This is a genomic window from Pseudomonas sp. PS01299, from assembly GCF_029960145.1.
Lineage (GTDB): Bacteria > Pseudomonadota > Gammaproteobacteria > Pseudomonadales > Pseudomonadaceae > Aquipseudomonas > Aquipseudomonas putida_A.
Genome location: NZ_JASCPO010000123.1, coordinates 1 through 17412, shown reverse-complemented (window position 1 = coordinate 17412; position 17412 = coordinate 1). Strand labels below are relative to the sequence as shown.

19 protein-coding genes are annotated in these 17412 nt (G+C 61.4%); 8 read left to right on the top strand and 11 right to left on the bottom strand.

The window, feature by feature from the left end; genetic code table 11:
- Nucleotides 1–89 precede the first annotated feature (89 nt).
- Nucleotides 90–1190, bottom strand: coding sequence for a PLP-dependent cysteine synthase family protein (locus QMX91_RS19835; protein ID WP_282413231.1), 1101 nt, complete (start codon nt 1188–1190; stop codon nt 90–92).
- Between the two features lie 330 nt (nt 1191–1520).
- On the opposite strand from QMX91_RS19835, the gene QMX91_RS19830 reads away from it, so the two are divergent.
- Both QMX91_RS19830 and QMX91_RS19825 read left to right on the top strand, forming a co-directional pair.
- The gene (locus QMX91_RS19830) at nt 1521–2714 is read left to right on the top strand and encodes an S-type pyocin domain-containing protein (RefSeq protein ID WP_282413230.1); all 1194 of its coding nucleotides are present in this window, start codon (nt 1521–1523) and stop codon (nt 2712–2714) included.
- A gap of 11 nt (nt 2715–2725) precedes the next feature.
- Complete coding sequence (locus tag QMX91_RS19825) at nt 2726–2977, top strand: pyocin S6 family toxin immunity protein (RefSeq protein ID WP_027614368.1); 252 nt, start codon at nt 2726–2728, stop codon at nt 2975–2977.
- Nucleotides 2978–3051: 74 nt separating this feature from the next.
- On the opposite strand, the gene QMX91_RS19820 is transcribed toward QMX91_RS19825, so the two are convergent.
- Nucleotides 3052–3516: a glycine zipper 2TM domain-containing protein gene (locus QMX91_RS19820; RefSeq protein WP_007969461.1), complete on the bottom strand. Its 465-nt coding sequence runs from the start codon at nt 3514–3516 to the stop codon at nt 3052–3054.
- A gap of 167 nt (nt 3517–3683) precedes the next feature.
- On the opposite strand from QMX91_RS19820, the gene QMX91_RS19815 reads away from it, so the two are divergent.
- Entirely contained in the window at nt 3684–3920 is a 237-nt protein-coding gene (locus QMX91_RS19815; RefSeq protein WP_282413229.1) for a hypothetical protein, read from the top strand.
- A 5-nt stretch (nt 3921–3925) separates the two neighbouring features.
- Here QMX91_RS19815 and pdxH read toward each other — a convergent pair whose 3' ends face one another.
- The 5 genes from pdxH to dinG all read right to left on the bottom strand — a co-directional run bounded on the left by pdxH (nt 3926) and on the right by dinG (nt 11942).
- Entirely contained in the window at nt 3926–4573 is a 648-nt protein-coding gene (gene pdxH / locus QMX91_RS19810; protein ID WP_098967557.1) for a pyridoxamine 5'-phosphate oxidase, read from the bottom strand.
- Nucleotides 4574–4597: 24 nt separating this feature from the next.
- Nucleotides 4598–5734: an OmpA family protein gene (locus tag QMX91_RS19805; RefSeq protein ID WP_135295098.1), complete on the bottom strand. Its 1137-nt coding sequence runs from the start codon at nt 5732–5734 to the stop codon at nt 4598–4600.
- A gap of 113 nt (nt 5735–5847) precedes the next feature.
- Complete coding sequence (locus QMX91_RS19800; protein ID WP_282413228.1) at nt 5848–6993, bottom strand: serine hydrolase domain-containing protein; 1146 nt, start codon at nt 6991–6993, stop codon at nt 5848–5850.
- Between the two features lie 214 nt (nt 6994–7207).
- Entirely contained in the window at nt 7208–9703 is a 2496-nt protein-coding gene (locus QMX91_RS19795) for a beta-galactosidase (protein ID WP_282413227.1), read from the bottom strand.
- A 94-nt stretch (nt 9704–9797) separates the two neighbouring features.
- The gene (dinG, locus tag QMX91_RS19790) at nt 9798–11942 is read right to left on the bottom strand and encodes an ATP-dependent DNA helicase DinG (RefSeq protein WP_003222341.1); all 2145 of its coding nucleotides are present in this window, start codon (nt 11940–11942) and stop codon (nt 9798–9800) included.
- A gap of 99 nt (nt 11943–12041) precedes the next feature.
- On the opposite strand from dinG, the gene QMX91_RS19785 reads away from it, so the two are divergent.
- On the top strand, nt 12042–12506 hold the full coding sequence (locus QMX91_RS19785) for a DUF2269 family protein (protein WP_095138445.1): 465 nt from the start codon (nt 12042–12044) through the stop codon (nt 12504–12506).
- 181 nt (nt 12507–12687) lie between these two features.
- On the opposite strand, the gene QMX91_RS19780 is transcribed toward QMX91_RS19785, so the two are convergent.
- The 4 genes from QMX91_RS19780 to QMX91_RS19765 all read right to left on the bottom strand — a co-directional run bounded on the left by QMX91_RS19780 (nt 12688) and on the right by QMX91_RS19765 (nt 15385).
- Complete coding sequence (locus QMX91_RS19780) at nt 12688–13446, bottom strand: hypothetical protein (protein ID WP_098967549.1); 759 nt, start codon at nt 13444–13446, stop codon at nt 12688–12690.
- Nucleotides 13439–13714: a DUF1145 domain-containing protein gene (locus QMX91_RS19775; protein ID WP_027614360.1), complete on the bottom strand. Its 276-nt coding sequence runs from the start codon at nt 13712–13714 to the stop codon at nt 13439–13441. The genes QMX91_RS19780 and QMX91_RS19775 overlap by 8 nt, the downstream gene beginning before the upstream one ends.
- Before the next feature lie 162 nt (nt 13715–13876).
- Nucleotides 13877–14599, bottom strand: a complete 723-nt coding sequence (locus QMX91_RS19770) for an OmpA family protein (protein WP_098967548.1) — start codon at nt 14597–14599, stop codon at nt 13877–13879.
- Nucleotides 14600–14689: 90 nt separating this feature from the next.
- Nucleotides 14690–15385 (bottom strand): OmpA family protein, encoded by a 696-nt coding sequence (locus tag QMX91_RS19765; RefSeq protein WP_282413226.1) that lies wholly within the window; start codon nt 15383–15385, stop codon nt 14690–14692.
- Between the two features lie 197 nt (nt 15386–15582).
- Here QMX91_RS19765 and QMX91_RS19760 point away from each other — a divergent pair, with 197 nt between their 5' ends.
- The 4 genes from QMX91_RS19760 to QMX91_RS19745 are packed head-to-tail and all read left to right on the top strand — an operon-like array spanning nt 15583 to nt 17305.
- Nucleotides 15583–16080: a DUF6231 family protein gene (locus QMX91_RS19760; protein WP_027614357.1), complete on the top strand. Its 498-nt coding sequence runs from the start codon at nt 15583–15585 to the stop codon at nt 16078–16080.
- A 4-nt stretch (nt 16081–16084) separates the two neighbouring features.
- Entirely contained in the window at nt 16085–16561 is a 477-nt protein-coding gene (locus QMX91_RS19755) for a YchJ family protein (RefSeq protein WP_027614356.1), read from the top strand.
- 43 nt (nt 16562–16604) lie between these two features.
- The gene (locus tag QMX91_RS19750) at nt 16605–17099 is read left to right on the top strand and encodes an LEA type 2 family protein (RefSeq protein ID WP_027614355.1); all 495 of its coding nucleotides are present in this window, start codon (nt 16605–16607) and stop codon (nt 17097–17099) included.
- Entirely contained in the window at nt 17096–17305 is a 210-nt protein-coding gene (locus QMX91_RS19745) for an SEC-C metal-binding domain-containing protein (RefSeq protein ID WP_018607772.1), read from the top strand. Before QMX91_RS19750 ends, QMX91_RS19745 begins: the two co-directional genes overlap by 4 nt.
- Nucleotides 17306–17412 lie beyond the last annotated feature (107 nt).

Here is a 17412-nt window from a genome sequence, read left to right as displayed (position 1 = left end):
CGAAGGCGCTGTGTCAGTCGACGACAATGTTGACTGACACAGCGCCTTCGCGAGCAAGCCCGCTCCCACATTGGTTTCCGAGTCTGGCTTTAGATATTTGCGCGCAGCACTGTGGTTGGCAGCAGCTCACCCCGTTCGGCACTCGCCGCCACCGCCGCAATCAATCCCTCCAGCTCATAGCCCTGCGCCTTCAGCCAGGCCTGATCGTAATAGGTGTCGGCATAGCGCTCGCCGCCATCGCACAGAATCGCCACGATCGACCCCGACTCCCCCGCCGCTTTCATCTGCTGCGCCGCCATCAGCGCGCCGATCAGGTTGGTGCCGCTCGACCCGCCGACATGCCGTCCCAGACGCTGCGCCAGATAATGCATGGCCGCCAGCGACAAGGCGTCGGGCACCTTGACCATCGCATCGATAACCTTGGGCAGGAACGACGCTTCCACCCGAGGCCGGCCAATGCCTTCGATCCGCGAACCGCAGTCCAGACGCAGGCTCGCGTCTCCGGTCTGGTAATAATCGAAGAACACCGAGCGCTCGGCGTCGGCGCACAGCACCCGGGTGCAATGCTGGCGGTAACGCACATAACGACCGAGGGTCGCGGTGGTGCCGCCGGTGCCGGGGCTGGAAATCAGCCAGCTCGGTTCCGGGTGTTTCTCGAAACGCATCTGCTGGAAGATCGACTCGGCGATGTTGTTGTTCGCCCGCCAGTCGGTGGCCCGCTCGGCGTAGGTGAACTGGTCGATGAAGTGGCCGCCATGCTCGCGGGCCAGACGTTCGGATTCGGCGTAAATCTGCGTCGGATCTTTCACCAGATGGCTCTGACCACCGTAGAAGGCGATCTGCGCGATCTTCTCTTTCGAGGTGGTCGCCGGCATCACCGCAATGAACGGCAAACCGAGCATGCGCGCGAAATACGCCTCGGAAATCGCCGTCGAACCGCTTGACGCCTCGATCACCGGCGCGCCGGGTTTGAGCCACCCGTTACACAACGCATACAGGAACAACGACCGCGCCAAACGATGTTTGAGGCTGCCGGTGGGATGGCTGGATTCGTCCTTGAAGTACAGCTCAATTCCCGCAAAACCTGGCAGCGGCAAGGGGATCAGATGGGTGTCGGCGCTGCGCTGGAAGTCCGCTTCGATGATGCGGATGGCTTCGCGGGCCCACTGGCGGTTGTCGCTCATGGTCATGCTCTCGTTGAGTCGGGCAGGAGTAGCCTTGTCACAGGCTCAGTCCCCCAGCATAGGAAAAAACCGGCAAGGCTCACAGATACAGCTGAGGCTCAATTCATCCACCAACTGCCAGGTTCTGGGCAAATGGGTATCAGGCTTTTGCTGTAATTGCGCAGAACCTATCCCCCCGTTCTTTGAACTGAAGCGGCCTGCTCGCCCCCCTGCCTGACAAATAGCGAACAATCCGCACTTAATCAAAGATCCGTCCTACAGCCAGCATTTGTCCGCTTCGTTAACGTCGCACAGCCCTTTAGAAGGGTTGTCGATGGATGAACGAAAGGACGCTCAGTGGCTCGCAACAAGGACATTCCCCGGGTCCCCAACCCGCCGGCGGGCGACGGTCATCACGTCACCTGGCGCTACATGACGGCCTCTGAACTGGCCGAGCGCGACGCCCGACAAAATGCATACGACGCCATGCTGGCGCGACAGGAGGCTTTCGAGCGCAGTCGAGCGGTTGCGGCGAAAAAGCCTGATCCCGTACGCGCCGGGTGCGTGTTCGTCAAGTCCTGCAAGTTGCCGGACGCGATCATCGATTACTCGAATTCTTCGGGGATGGTACCCACCGACAGCCTGAAAGATTACGGAGATCTGGTCCTGCTCGGCGGCCGTGAAGCCGATGACAGCGGCGGCGTTCCACTCAAGAAAATCAGCGGCACTGCCATCCCGGCAGGCCTGGGCACCTTCGCCCTTGCGGGTGAGGCGTTCAAGGCATTGCCCGCCATCGCTTCCGCCGCCGTTGTGACCCCTTTGGTCGGGCTGGTGGCGTTGCTCATGCCATCGAACCTGGGCGACAGCGCCCTCTACACCGAAGACCAGTTGCTCGCCCTCAGACAGGCTCGAACCCGCGTGCGCCTACATGTCGAACAACAGGCCGACGGCAGCCTCAAGGGTTATGGTTTCTACACCGGCAAGAATCGCGACTGGGAAATGGTCGATGTCGTGCAGTTCACCGCGCGCGATAACCGCTTTGTCGCAGACCTCGGCGAAGGCATCGAACTGATCTGGACGCCCGCCGTGGACGGCTCCGACATCCTCGGCATCCCCGCGCTGGAGGCCGCTCCGCAGGCACCGCATATCTGGGTGTACCCACCAACGAAAGCGGCGGACGGGATTCTGGTGAATCCGGTTTATCCGCCGGAGTATCGGGATTTCATTCTGGTGTTTCCGGCGGATTCGGGGATTCGGCCGGTTTACATTGTGCTCAGTCGAGCTCGCGACCATGCCTACTACGACCACCCGAAGACGCTACCTGCGTTTCCTGATGCAGTCAGAGTGAAGTCCAAGTCATCGGTTCAGGGTGGAGGAAAGCGGCGAGCACGCTGGGTAGACCGCAAAGGTCGGATCTATGAATGGGATTACAAAAGCAATGCTGTAGAAAAATACGACAAACTGGGAACCACTCATTTGGGTGAGTTCAATCATATTACTGGTGAACAAACCGGGCCTGCCGAGCCGGATAGAAGAACCTCTAGAAATTAAGGGACTAAAACATGCGTTACCTTTCAATAACCGGGTTTTACCCTGACGAATTCCAAGACAGCTCGCTACAGTTTGAAATGGATATCAACGGTAGCGAAATGAATGAAAAGGTTGCACAGCTCATTGAATCCAAGCCACTTAACGAACTGGAGCCTGGAGAGTTGTTATTGAGCCGGGATCAAGTAAGCGCATTGGAGGTCCTGCTGAAAGTCAGCTTCCCAAAGGGTCTGGAGTATTTTATGGGTACCTGTGCCCAGCACTAAGCAGTCGAATTGAAACAAACAAAAAACCCCGACCAGTCACCTGATCGGGGTTTTTCTTTACCGCTCGTTGCCGCTTAGTGCGAAACGCGGCTGGTGCCACCGACGGTGGAGATGCGCACGCGCTCACCAACACGGAACACTTCGTTTTCCTGAACCTGTTGCACGTAGGCGCGCATGCTGCCGTCGTCTTCGCGCACGGTGATTTCCACGCCCTGGGTGCGGGTCAGGCCTTCTTCAGTCGCGGAACCGATCAGACCACCGGCCACAGCACCGATGACCGCCGCGACGATGCTGCCTTTGCCGCCACCGATGGCGCTGCCGCCGACACCGCCGACCACTGCGCCTGCAGCGCCGCCGATCGGGGTCTTGGTGCCTTCGATTTTCACCGGACGCAGGGATTCGATGGTGCCCATGCGAATCGTCTGCACACGACGCGCTTCGTCACGGGAGTAGGAGTCACCGGTCAGGCTCGACTGGCAGCCGGTCAGCAACATCGCCATCGTGGAAAAGGAAGCAACCAGCAGAACAGACTTACGCATAGCATCAACTCCAAAAGAACATGTGTTCATTAAACCCCGCTGCTTGACGCCTGTCACGACGCAGCCCGGATAAACTTGATTTTATTCAGGCCCGGTACAGGCACCTGCAAACTCACCCAACAGTAGCGCCAAATCGCTCAATCCGCCCTGCCGACCCAAGGATTTTCATGGATTACCTGATCATTTTCGTCACCACCGTCGCCGGTCTGTACTTCCATTGGTGGCTGTACGTGCGGATCAAACTCTGGATGGATCGTGATCTGGCCCTGTCGCTGGCGGGCAAGGATGAAGACAAACGCGCCTTCATGCTGGAACGACTGGCCGATGCCCGCGTGCAGAAGATCAAGCGTCGGGACCTGCCGAAGTGGCTTGAGGCCGCTGCGGCAGGCTATCCCGCTCGGTAGACTGCTCAGGGCGCCAGACGTTCAAGAATCCAGTTGGCGCCCTGCTGACGGTAGTTCAGGCGATCGTGCAGACGACTTGGACGGCCCTGCCAGAACTCGATGCGCTCAGGCAGCAGGCGGTAACCGCCCCAATGTTCCGGGCAGTCGGGCTGGGTGTCGCTGAAGCGCTGTTCAGTCGCCTTGAGCAGATCTTCCAGCTCGCCGCGCCCGTTGATCACCCGGCTCTGCGGTGAGGCCCAGGCGCCGAGCCGGCTGCCCAGCGGTCGCACCTGATAATACGCGTCGGACTCTTGCGGCGTGACCTTGACCACCCGCCCTTCGATGCGCACCTGGCGCTCCAGGGTTGGCCAGAAAAATGTCATGGCCGCGAAAGGATTCGCCGCCAGATGCTGGCCCTTGGCGCTGTCGTAGTTGGTGAAAAAGGTGAAGCCCTGCGCGTCCAGGCCCTTGAGCAGCAGAATGCGGCAATGCGGTCGACCGTCCGCATCGACCGTGGCCAGGGTCATGGCGTTGGCCTCCACCGGTGCCTGTTCGGTTTTTACCGCGTCGGCAAACCATTGGTGGAACAGCGCAAACGGCTCGCCCGGGGCTTGCGCCTCGGTCAGTCCGTCCCGGGTGTAATCACGACGCATATCTGCCAGAGCCTGGGTCATGGCGCATTCCTTTTCGTTAGCGGATCACTGCTTGGCAGTATCGGTGGCGGCGACTTTCTTGTCAGCCGTTGCTGCTTTGGCTGGAGCGGTTTTCTTGGCAGGAGCTTTCGCCGGAGCCTTGGTTGCCGCCTTCTTCGCAGGTGCCTTGGCCGCCGCTTTCTTCGCTGGTGCCTTTTTGCTCGCAGGCACCGCAGCTTTCGCCGCTGCCGGCGCCGGGGTTACCGGTTTGGCTGCAGGCTTGACGTCCTGTGCGGCAAGCATCGTGGTCGGTGCCGGCGCCGGCATGTTGTACTTGCTCAGCAGCGCAACCATGGTGTTCTGCGGGGTCACCAGCAGTTCGACGCGACGGTTCAGGGCACGGCCTTCGGCGCTGTCGTTGGCCGCACGCGGGGCATCGCCACCCATGCCACGCAGCATCAGGCGATCACGCTGCAAGCCGCTCAAGCGGAAGATCGCCGCTACGGACTGGGCGCGCTCCTGGCTGAGTTTGACGTTGGCCGGCGCGGCACCGGTGTTGTCGCTGTGACCAAGCACCAGGACTGCGGTTTTCGGGTCAGCTTCGAGGATTTTCGCGACATTGGTGAACGGGCTGAGGGTCACCGGCAGCAGCATCGCTGGACGCTTCGGGTTGAACGAGCCTTCAACCGGCGCGATCACCACCAGCACGTTGTCACGGCGCTCAAGTTGCAGATTGCTGTCCTTGATCGCTGCACGCAGACGTGGCTCGTAGTCATCCAGCCAGGCCTGGGTGACTTTCGGGTCAGGCATCGGCACCACTTTGGCAGTCGATTGATCCTTGCCGCCGAACGGCCACCACCACTTCGTGCCGGTGTCGGCATCGGCCTTGGCCACTACCGCCGGTTTGGCTTCGGGTTTGACTTCGGGTTTCACCTCGGCTTTGGCCGCCGCATCATCGGAACCGCCGAACGGCCAGTACCAGTGGCTGCTGCTTTCAGTCTTGGCCACAGGTGCGGTCGCGGCAGGTTTGAGCGGCGCCGGGGCTGCGGCAGGAGCCGGGGCTGGGGCCGGCTCTTTGGCCGCCACTTTGTCGGAGGAACCGAACGGCCACCAGCTACCGCCGTCCGCATCGTTTTTAGGAGTCTGTGCACAACCGGTGATCGCAACACACAGGGCCAGGGCGAGAGTTTTTTTGGATGACATTGAAAATCCACAAAGTGAAGTAATGAAAAATCAGAGCTCTTTTGCCCGGATAAACTGACGCTTTGAATCGAAAAACCGGATCTGGTTCCAACCCTGGAACCTCATGTAAAGCTTTACAGACAAGTGGCAAGTACCCGCGCCAGTTGCTGCGCACGCGGATCCATCAAGACGTACGGCCCAAGGGTATTTGTCACAAAACCGAACGCGACATCGTGCTCAGGATCAGCAAAACCCACTGAACCGCCCGCCCCCGGATGACCGAACGCCCGCGGGCCGAGGCCGTAGGTGGCGTTCGCCATGTCCGGTTGATCGAGCATGCAGCCCAGACCGAAACGGGTGCGGGTCAGCAGGGTCTTGTCCTCGCCGTAGCTGTGTTCGCGGGTCAGCTCTTCGAGCATTTCGCTTTCAAGCAGGCTGCCGTCGAGCAAACCGGCGTAGAAACCGGCCAGGCTGCGCGCGTTGCCGTGACCGTTGGCGGCCGGCTGCTGCATGCGCCGCCATTCCGGTTTGTTGGTGCTGGTGAGCACCGACGGCGGATTGGTGAAGGCGCGAGTGGTCATGGCGGTCGGTTCGCGCATGGTCACTTGCAACAGGCGCTGGGCCGCGGCATCGCCGACGTTGCCCTTGCCGCGAGCAATATGCGCCACGCGGTGAAACTCTTCGTCAGCCAGGCCGACGTGGAAATCCAGCCCCAGCGGCTTGGCGACGCGGGCGACGATCGACTCGCCCGGCCCACGACCGTCAGCGCGACGCAGCAACTCGCCGACCAGCCAGCCGTAGGTGATGGCGGCATAACCGTGGCCGGTACCCGGCGTCCACCACGGCGCTTCGGCCGCGAGGGCATCAACCATGGTTTGCCATTCGTAAAGGGCAGCGGGCGCCAGCAACTCGCGCAGGGCCGGCAGACCGGCCTGATGGCAGAGCAATTGGCGCAAAGTGACGGATTCTTTGCCGGCAGCCGCGAATTCCGGCCAGTAGCGGGCAACCGGTGCATCCAGTTGCAGTTTGCCTTCGGCCACCAGTTGCAATGCGGTGACCGCGGTAAAGGTCTTGGTGCAGGAAAACAGGTTGGCGATGGTGTCGCTGTGCCAGGCTTCGGTACCATCCTTGTCGGCCGTACCGGACCAGAGGTCGAGGACGGTTGCTCCGCCGACCTTGATGCACAGGGCTGCGCCGCGTTCCTGGGGATCGTCGAACAGTGCCGCGAAAGCCTCGCGCACCGCTTCGAATTGAAGCTCGTAATGTCCCTGAATCTGCACCCGCAACTCCCCCGCGAAAACGCTCTACAAAGTGGCCCGCATTGTTCCAGCCCTTGAGGGATTTGGGAACAGCTGCGGGCCGGACGGTTGAATGATGCGGTGACGCGGCTGACGCCTTCGCGAGCAAGCTCGCTCCCACAGAGATTCTTTGGTGTGGCAGAGATCCAGTGTGGGAGCGAGCTTGCTCGCGAAAAACGATAACGCGGTCTGAACCTTAATGACCATTACCCGAATGCCCACCCGCATGCCCGGCCCCCGGGCCTTTGCCAGCTTCACCCTTGCGCCCGCCCTCCGCTTCATGACCGGCGGCGGCCGCGGCCTTCTCAGCCTCTTTGCCCAACTGATCAACTGCCTGCAGGTTGCTCTTGCGTACCGCCTCGACAAAGCCCTGATACGGCAGATCGGTAATCCCCACCAGGCCGAAGTGCCCGTTCTCGCCATCGAGCAGACGCCCGGTCACCGGTTGATCCAGATACTGGAACCAGTGCACGCCGACAATCGACGGCTCACTCAACGCCTGTTTGAGGAAGTTGGCATACGCCGGGCCGCGATCTTCTTCCCGCGCCAGTTGCGTCACGCCACCCCAGAACGGGCCACGATCACTGGAGCCGAAGTTGAATTCGGTGATCAGTACCGGTTTGTCGAGCGCGCGCAGAGCGGCGAAGTCATAGCCGTCCTGTGGTTTCAGCGTGTACATATTGAAACTCAACACGTCGCAATACTGCGCGCAGGACGCCACCGCTTCCGGAGTGCTGGTGGCGAAACGGCCGCCGAGCAGCAACTGATTCGGCGCGTGCCATTTCAGCGAATCGGAGATGGTTTTGAAGTAGGTGTCGGCGAACACTTTCTGGAAGTATTTGAAGTCGTTTTCGATTTCCGGGTGCTCCGGATTCGGCATTGGTGGCACGAAACCCGGGTCTTCCATCAATTCCCACGCCGGCAGATCAATGCCCCACGCTTTCGACAGGCCCGCCTGGTTGCGGTACTTGTCGCGCAGTTGCTTGAGGAATGCGCGCTTGGCCGGCACGTCGGTGGTCATTTTCAATGTGCCGTAGGCCAGGGCGTAGCGCGACTGCGGGTCGTCGCCGGGGCCGGCCCAGGCCAGTTCGTTGTCGGCGTAGTAGCCGATCAGCCACGGATCATCACGATGATCGCGGGCAGCAATGGCCACAGCACGCTCGGTGGCCATGGCGAAACGCGGGTCGAACGGGTCAGGCATGCCGCCCCACCAATCGCTGCCGGTGCTGATGCTGGTGTAGTCGCCGACGATCGACAGCGGCAAGGTGTACGGCACCCGTTCGGCGTCGGCAAGCGAGTCGGCACTCCAGTTGCCGACGGTGTTGAAACCCCAGGCCTGCAGGCGATCGAGGGTGTGCGTGGCCCACTTCTGCTGATCGACCGTGGCCTTGCACGGCGCAGCGACGGGTTGATCGGCAGCCTTTTCAGCAGTCGTCGCTACGGCGTCTGTTTTCGCCGCTGCGGCGACACCGGCCTTCGCCTCGTTTGACTTTGGCACAGGCTCGGCAGCTCTTACTGCGGTTTCTTCAACCGCACCAGCCTTGGCCGCTTCAGCAATTCCGGCCTTGGTATCGCTGTCCGGTTTGCAGGGCTCGCCGTAAACCCGCTGCAGGTTGGCGCCATAGAAGTCGTACCAGCGCCCGTTGCCATAGCCACGGCCCTGATCGGCACCGTTGCCGCCACGGTTGTCGCCCTCGCCGAAATGGCTGGCGAGCGGCTCGTCGGCCTTGGGCAGGGATTCGAACATCCACTCACGCCCGGCCACGTAAGTCTGGTTGACCTGCGGGCTGACGGTGTTGACCCCCAGCGAATAGAACGGATGTCCTTCAGGGGTCACCAGATACCAGCGACCGTCACGTTTTTCAGTGCGGAAAAAGCCGCTGGCCTTGAACGCCGGGCCTTTGTTCCAGCCGCCGAACTTGTCCAGCGAAGACTTTTCGCGCTCGGCCAACCAGGTCTTCAGCTGTTGCTGTTCCTTGGCGGCGGCGGATTTCAGTTGTTCGTCGTTGCTGACTTTTTCCGGCCATTTGCTGCGGGTCGATTGACCGTAGGCATCCACCAGATTGCCGTAGACGGCCTGGGTCACAGCATCGCCGTCCTGCACGCCGAAACGCTCGAGCAGCAGGCTCTGCGCAGCTTTCGGCTGATCCATCCACAGGCTCACCGACACCACCTGACTGCGGTCCAGCTCACCGCTGCTGCTGGCCAGCAGAATCCGCTGGCCATCGACGGTCATCGGCATCGGCGGCCCGGCCTTCATGCCCTGGCTCAGTGGCGAAGTCGCCACCAGCGGCACCAAAAGGGTTTGCGCCGGGCCGGCCGGCAGGTCGACGCGGCTGGTCAGGGTCTGGCCGTTGTTGCTCTGGATTTGCACATAGACCGTCACGGCCCAGTTCATTGCACTCTGCAGACGCAGGCTCATCATGCCCGACTGCGACCAGTCCCAGGCGCCGGTTTGCGGAGTCAGGCGCAGGGTCGGACGGGCTACCGGGTTGAACGTCACTCGGCGCAACACTTCACCTTCAGGGGTTTGCTCGGCGTTGGCTTGTGGCAGGTCAGTGTTTTCGGTGACGACTTTCACCACGTCGGCAGGACGGACGAAGTTGAACAGGGTCTGCTGACCCGCAGGCGCCGCCAGTAACGGGGCAGCGAAAATCAAGGCGAATACGGCAGGCAACGAACGGCGAATCATAAGAACGGAGTTCTCCCTAACGACCAACTAAGGCCAATGGAAAAGCATGGCAGAGAGATAGACAGCGCGGCGGGCAAAACTGCCCACCGTTGTCTCAAGATATTTCACGACGGAATGGCGGCAACGCATTGAGGATCGCCTTGCCGTAGCGCTGGGTGACCAGGCGCCGATCGAGCAAGGTGATGGTGCCGCGGTCCTCTTCGGTACGCAGCAGACGCCCGCAGGCCTGAACCAGTTTCAGCGAGGCATCGGGCACCGAGATTTCCATGAACGGATTGCCGCCCCGGGCCTCGATCCACTCCGACAGCGCCGCCTCGACCGGGTCGTCCGGCACCGAGAACGGGATCTTGGCGATCACCACGTGCTCGCAGTACGCCCCCGGCAAGTCCACCCCTTCGGCGAAACTGGCAAGACCGAACAGCACGCTGGAATCGCCGCCATCGACCCGCGCCTTGTGCTTGTTCAGGGTTTCCTGTTTCGACAGGTTGCCTTGAATGAACACTTGCTTGCGCCAGTCGCGGTCGAGGCCATCGAACACGTCCTGCATCTGTTTGCGCGAGGAGAACAGCACCAGCGTGCCGCGCGAGCCTTCGACCAGATCCGGCAACTCGCGGATGATCGCCGCGGTGTGAGCAGCGGCGTCGCGTGGGTCGGCCTTCAGATCCGGCACCCGCAGCACGCCGGCGTCGGCATGATGGAACGGGCTCGGCACCACGGCAGTGACCGCTTTTTTCGGCAGACCGGCACGCATGCGGAACCGGTCGAAAGTGCCCAGTGCCGTCAAGGTTGCCGAGGTCACCAGGCAGCCGTAGGCCACGTTCCACAGGCTGCGGCGCAAGGTTTCTGCGGCGAGAATCGGGCTGGCGTTGACCTCGATGTCGAACAGCGAACCGCTCTCGGCCAGTGTCAGCCAGCGCGCCATCGGCGGGCTGTCTTCCGGGTCTTCGGCGGTAAATGCAGTCCACAATTCCCAGTTGCCCGACGCCCGCGACAACAGGCTGCCGAACAGCGGATACCACTCCTCGGCCTGATTGCTGGCGATGCCGATGTTGACCTCGCCGTCCATGCCTTCCTTGAGCAGGTCGGTCAGGCGGGTGAACAGATCGTTGAGCCGCGAATAGCCTTTTTTCAACTCGATGCCCATTTCGCGCATGTGCTCGGGAATCACCCCGCCGACGAAACGATGGCGTGGCCGCTCGCGACCTTCGACGTCTTCGCCGGGTTTGAAATCGGCAATCTGCTCGCACGCGGTGAACATGAACTGCTGCTGGGTCTTGATCTCGCGCGCCAGCTCGGGCACTTGCTCGATCAGCTTGCCGAGATCGCCCGGCAACGGATGCTGGGCCAACAATTTGGTGAGGTTCTTCGCGGTGGTTTCCAGCCAGTCGGCGGTGGAACGCAGGCGCGTGTAGTGGGCGAAGTGGCCGATGGCCTTGTCCGGCAGGTGATGGCCTTCGTCGAACACGTAAATGGTGTCACGCGGATCCGGTAGTACCGCGCCGCCGCCCAAAGCGAGGTCAGCCAGCACCATGTCGTGGTTGGTGACGATCACGTCGACCTTGCCCATGCCTTCGCGCGCCTTGTAGAAAGCGCATTGGCCGAAGTTCGGGCAGTGGCGATTGGTGCACTGGCTGTGATCGGTGGTCAGGCGCGCCCAGTCGGCGTCTTCCAGCGCGTTGGGCCAGCTGTCGCGGTCGCCGTCCCATTTATTGCCGGCGAGCTTCTCGATCATGCTGGTAAACAGCTTCTGACTCGCCTCGTCGACCTCGATCTTGAAGCCTTCTTCTTCGAACAGCTGGGCGGTGGCGGTTTGCGCGTGGCCTTCCTGCAGCAGCATGTCGAGCTTGGACAGGCACATGTAGCGACCACGGCCCTTGGCCAGCGCGAAGCTGAAGTTCAGCCCGCTGTTGCGCATCAGGTCGGGCAAGTCCTTGTAGACGATCTGCTCTTGCAGGGCCACGGTCGCGGTGGCGATCACCAGGCGCTTGCCGGCCAGCTTCGCCGTCGGGATCGCCGCCAGGCTGTAGGCCACGGTCTTGCCGGTACCGGTGCCGGCTTCCACCGCGACAATCGCGGGGTCGCCACTGCGCCGGCCTTCGTCGTCGGTGTCGATATCCCCGAGGACTTTGGCGATTTCAGCGATCATCAGGCGCTGGCCGTAACGCGGCTTGAGGCTCTTGGCTTCAAGAAAACGCGAATAGGCGCCCTGGATCGTGGTTTTGAGTTCAGTGCTGATCATTGATTGTCGGGCGCTAAAAACGCTGGATAAATTTTCAGTGGTTTCGGATGGCGGCTATCATACCCCGCTAATTAATCCCGCGCAGAACGGAGTGCCCCAATGACACCTTTTAGCCTCGTTTATCCGCTGCATGTCCTGTCCGCCCTGGTCTGGGTCGGCGGCATGTTTTTCGCCTGGATGGTCCTGCGCCCGGCGGCGGTCAAGGCTCTCGACGGCCCTGCTCGCCTGACCTTGTGGGTGGAAGTGTTTCAAGGTTTTTTCCGCTGGGTCTGGGTCGCGGTGATCCTGTTGCCGATCAGCGGCGTGGGCATGTTGCATTTACAGCAGGTCGGTTTCGAGACCGCGCCGAAGTACGTCCAAGTGATGATCGGGCTATACGTGGTGATGACGGCGCTGTTCATCCGGATTCAGGGTTTGATGCTGCCGGAATTGCGTAAAGCGGTGGAAGCCAAGGACTGGCCGGCGGGCGCGGCGGTGCTGGGTCGGATTCGCCGGGTGGTGGGGATCAACTTGATCGTCGGGTTGGTGCTGGTGGCGATTGCCGCGGCGCGGCCGATGTTCTGACCCACCCCATTTTTTGCGCTGTGAACACTTTTGTGGTGAGGGGATTTATCCCCGATGGCGCGCGAAGCGGCCCCAAATCAGCTGACGCGTTCAATCTGAAGAAACGCGGTATCTGGAGTGGGCTGCTTCGCAGCCCATCGGGGATAAATCCCCTCACCTCAATTGTGAACAGTGCTGTTATTCAGAGGCGCTGCACAGTCACCGCCCCCGCCGCACCCACCGGCCCAGGCTGACCATCCGCACCGGCCTTGCCGTTCTTGCCGCCATCGGCGCGATACACCAGGCAGCCCTTGGACTGGCCGCCCTTGCCCGCCTTACCGCCAACACCCGCTGGACCACCGGCGCCGCCCGCAACGTTGACCTTGATCAGCTCGGCCGGAAACTCGCGCGGCACTTCAAGACGCACCAACGCACCCGGTGCGCCCGGCTGGCCGTCACTACCATTGCTGCCGTCAAAACCATGACCGGCCGCGCCCCAGGTGCAGCCCGGATCTTCGCCGTTGCCGCCATCCAGGCCGACGAAACCCGGTGCACCGGTGCCGCCACGGGCATCGACAAACAGTTTTGGCGCGTTCAGTGCCTTGAACTGCAAATTCAGATTACGCCCGGCACGGGCGGCTTTTTCATAGGTACCCGGCGCACCGCGTGCGGTGATCAGGCTGCCTTCGGACAGTTCGGCACGAATGACTTTCATGTCCAGCGCCTGTTCACTCGGGACGATCGCGATGCGCGCTTCATGGCCCAGGCGCAATTCGCCGACGGTCAGCTCGGTCACATTGGCAGGAATCAGCAAGGTGCCATAGTCCGCCACGTCCAGCCGTTCCAGCTGCAAGGTGCTGGCGGTGTTGGGCAAACGCATCAGGGAGTTGGTTTCGACGCTGACCACCTGGGCGCAGGCCAGAGGACTGATGAGTGCAGCGAGCAGGCAAAGTTTACGCATGGGAAGAAGCCTCCGGAGCGGCCGGGGCCGGGATGGTTTGCAGGTGAAAAACGCCGAACAGCAGGATGCGCAGACGGTCGCGCCACGGGTTGGGACGCCCTTTGAGGCGCGAGAAAAGCAACTCCAGCACATGCAGCGCCAGCAGCGAGGCACCGGCCAGATTGACCAGCGCATGCAGCGGATGCACAAACGGCAGCAGCAGATTGACCACCACCACGCACCAGAACAGCAGGGTCAGCAAACGCCCCAGCCCCCAGAAAACCTTCATACGCTCCCCCGTGTCGGAATTATTCTTTGGGCGCACAGTAACGGCTTACGCGGGGGATAAGCCAGAGGGGCAAAAGAAAAAACATTTGTCAGTCGTCGGATCGCTGCCGGTTCGACGACGATCGTCGACCGGCAGCTCTAGCCTGCGGACTACAGACAAGTCCTAGCGATTGATATGCAACTCCACCCGACGGTTTTTTGCCCGTCCCTCGTCCGTTGCGTTGTCAGCCACCGGCTCGCTCTCGCCGCGTCCTTCACTGGTCAGTTTTTCCGGCGCCAGGCCCTGACTCAGCAGGTACGCCGCCACGCTGCTGGCGCGTCGTTCCGACAGTGCCTGGTTATAGGCGTCCGAACCTTTACTGTCGGTATGACCGATGACCTTGATGCTGACCACGTCGGCGTTGCGCAATTTGTCCATCAGCGTATCGAGCTGGGCCTTGGCGGCCGGGGTCAGATCCGACTTGTCGAAATCGAACAACACATTACCGGCATCGCTGAGGGTGATGACTTCCGATTGCGGCGCAGGTTCGGGAGCTTTTGCAGTGACCGGATATTGCGGCAGCGGACAGCCGCGATGATCGACCGGGGTATTGGCCGGGGTGTCAGGGCAACGGTCGCGGCGGTCGAACACGCCATCGCCGTCTTCATCGCCATCCTGGGCATAACAGATCAGCCCGCCAGTCAGAATCCCCAACGCCGCACCGCCACCGGCCCAGCCGCCACTTTCAATGGCGCCAAGACCGCCACCGACCAGCCCGCCGATCAGGCTGCAGATCGGCCACGTACGTTGATTGAGGGGGGCATCGCCATCGCTATGAGTGGCGCAACCGGTGAGCAGGCTGCCCAGCAGCAGCACCGGCAAGACGGACCTTGAGAAAACAGTCATTGTGAAAGCTCCTGTGTCACCGGCCCATACCGGTTACACAGGAGTAAAGACCCGCATCCGCGACTGCACAAGCCGCGGATGCGAGAGGGGCTAGCGGACGATTTTGATTTCGGTACGACGGTTCTGTGCGCGACCGTCTGCGGTTTTGTTATCCGCCACTGGCTGGCTTTCACCCATGCCCGAGACCGAAACGAAGCTGGCACGCGGCACACCCTGCTGGATCAGGTATTCCACCACCGAGTGCGCACGGCGATCCGACAGTTTTTTGTTGTAGGCATCGCTGCCGACGCTGTCGGTGTGGCCGGTCACGGTCAGTTGCGCCGTGGACGACTCTTGTTTCAGGCGCGTGGCGACTTTATCCAGCACCTGTTTGTCGGAGCCGGTCAGGGTGGCTTTGTCGAACTGGAAGTGCACATCGCGAATGACGATAGTTTCTTCCTTGACCACAACGGCCTCTTCTACCACTGGCGCAGGGGCAGATGGTGGGCAGCCGTCAGCATCGACCTGCACGCCTTTAGGCGTGTGCGGGCACTTGTCGCGACTGTCCGGCACACCATCGCCGTCTTCGTCGCCATCACCGTGCACCCAGCAATAGGCGGCTGCCGTACCACCGACCACCAGCGCGCCATAACCGGCCCACGCCGAACTTTCCGTCGCGCCGAGACCGGCACCGACTACACCACCGACCGCCGCACAGGTCGGCCAGTCGGTTTTCTGCAAACCTGCGCAACCAGTCAACACACTGGTTAGCAGAATCAAAGGTAATGCTGTCCGAACTATGCTCATCTGGTTTTCTCCTGAGGGATCGGCTTAGAACCGATTCACGGAGTAAAGACCGGAGTTTTAATCTCCGCCAGCAATAGGCCACTGGCATTTGGGACCGTGTTCACAGGGATTCGGCACTTTTGCCGCCCGCGGCAAATCGGGGTCTAGGCCGGATCCGTCTGGCGCGCTAGTCTTGGCGATCTGATTGAGGAGCTTCGATGAACGTCGCCATTTCTTCGCGCACGCCGCAACAGGCGCTGGCCGCTTTACTGGATCGCTATGCCCCGGCGCGTCTGCTGCTGATCGGCGCCAGCGAATTTCCGGCGCTCGCCGCTTTCAAGCAGGCACATCCAGACACCTGCGTGGCCCACGCCGCACCCGGTGCATTGCCCGCCGAACTCGCGGCGCGGCGCTTCGACCTGGCGCTGGTGGTCGATTGCCTTGAGCACCTGCCCAAGCGTGACGGCTTGAATCTGCTGGGCGGGATTCGCAACCTCAACGCCAGCCGCATTGCAGTGCTGGCGGATCTGCCGGCCAGCGGCTGGCAGGAAACCGATTTCTACTCGCTGGCGCTGCAGGCCAGTGAACGCTTCCAGCGTGACGATCAGGTACTGACCCTGTTCACCTATGATCTGCTTGACTACAAACAAGTCCCCGACTGGCTCAACTCGCGATTCTGGGCCAATCCGGAAAACTTCGGCAAATACTGGTGGTAATGCAATGAGTACAGCCATTTGCCCGTGCGGCAGCGGCAACCTGCTGGAGGCCTGCTGCGGCCACTATCACGAAGGCCACCCGGCGCCTTGCGCCGAAGCGCTGATGCGTTCGCGCTACAGCGCCTACGTGCTGGGGCTGATCGATTATCTGGTGGCCACCACCCTGCCCGCCCAGCAGGCCGGTCTGGATCGCCAGTCGATCAGCGCCTGGAGCGCGCAGAGCACCTGGCTCGGCCTTGAGGTCGAAAGCTCGGAAGTGTTCGGCGGCCAACCCGAGCATGCCTTCGTCACCTTTACCGCGCGCTGGCACGACAGCCAGGGCGAACACAGCCACCGCGAGCGCTCCTCGTTCGTGCAAAACGCCGGGCGCTGGTACTTCATCGACCCGACCGTGCAGTTGAAGCTGGGGCGCAATGACGCGTGCCCGTGTGCCAGCGGGCAGAAGTTCAAGAAGTGCTGTGCGGGGTATTTCGGCGCATAAAGGGAAGTGCCGACTAGACTGGGGCACAAAGGGAGTTTTTTCGATGCTCGGTCACTGTCGCACACTGCATGGCTTGTTATTGATGCTGATCCTGAACCTCGGCGGTTGCGCCTCATGGTTCAGCGACGACAGCGTCGACCCCGCCGTGCACCTGGTAAAAGTCGAGGTGGTGCGGGCCAAGCTGCTCGAACAGAAATTCATCCTGCACTTTCGCATCGACAACCCAAACGACAGCGACCTGACGGTGCGCGGCATGGAATATCGCATTCATCTGGCAGACCTGTTGCTTGCCGAAGGCGAGCATGAACACTGGATCACGGTAGGGCCGAAAAGCAGCGCGTTCTATCGGATACCGATCCGCACCAACCTGTGGCCGCGGGTCAAGGACGTGGTGAAAATGCTGAAAAGTCAGCACCAGCAGGTGCCCTATCGATTGCAGGGTGAGATGGAAACCGGTTTATTCATCGCCCACTACGTGCACCTGGAGCGCAATGGCGTGATAATCCCCGCCGATTTAATTCCGGAGCACAACCGATGACTCAGCAACCTCATGTCCATGGCCCTGATTGCAACCACGATCATGACCATCATCACGATCACGATCACGATCATGGCCATGTCCACGGCCCGAACTGCGGCCACGCCCACCAGGAACCGGTGCGCAACGCCCTGAAAGACGTCGGCCGCAACGACCCTTGCCCATGCGGCAACGGCAAGAAATTCAAGAAGTGCCACGGCGCTTGATGCTTCAGGTGAAGTCTTTCTTCGCCTGACAAGCCGCCTTCGCGAGCAAGCCCGCTCCCACAGTTGACCGCGTTCCCGCTGACTGAACGCAGTCGACTGTGGGAGCG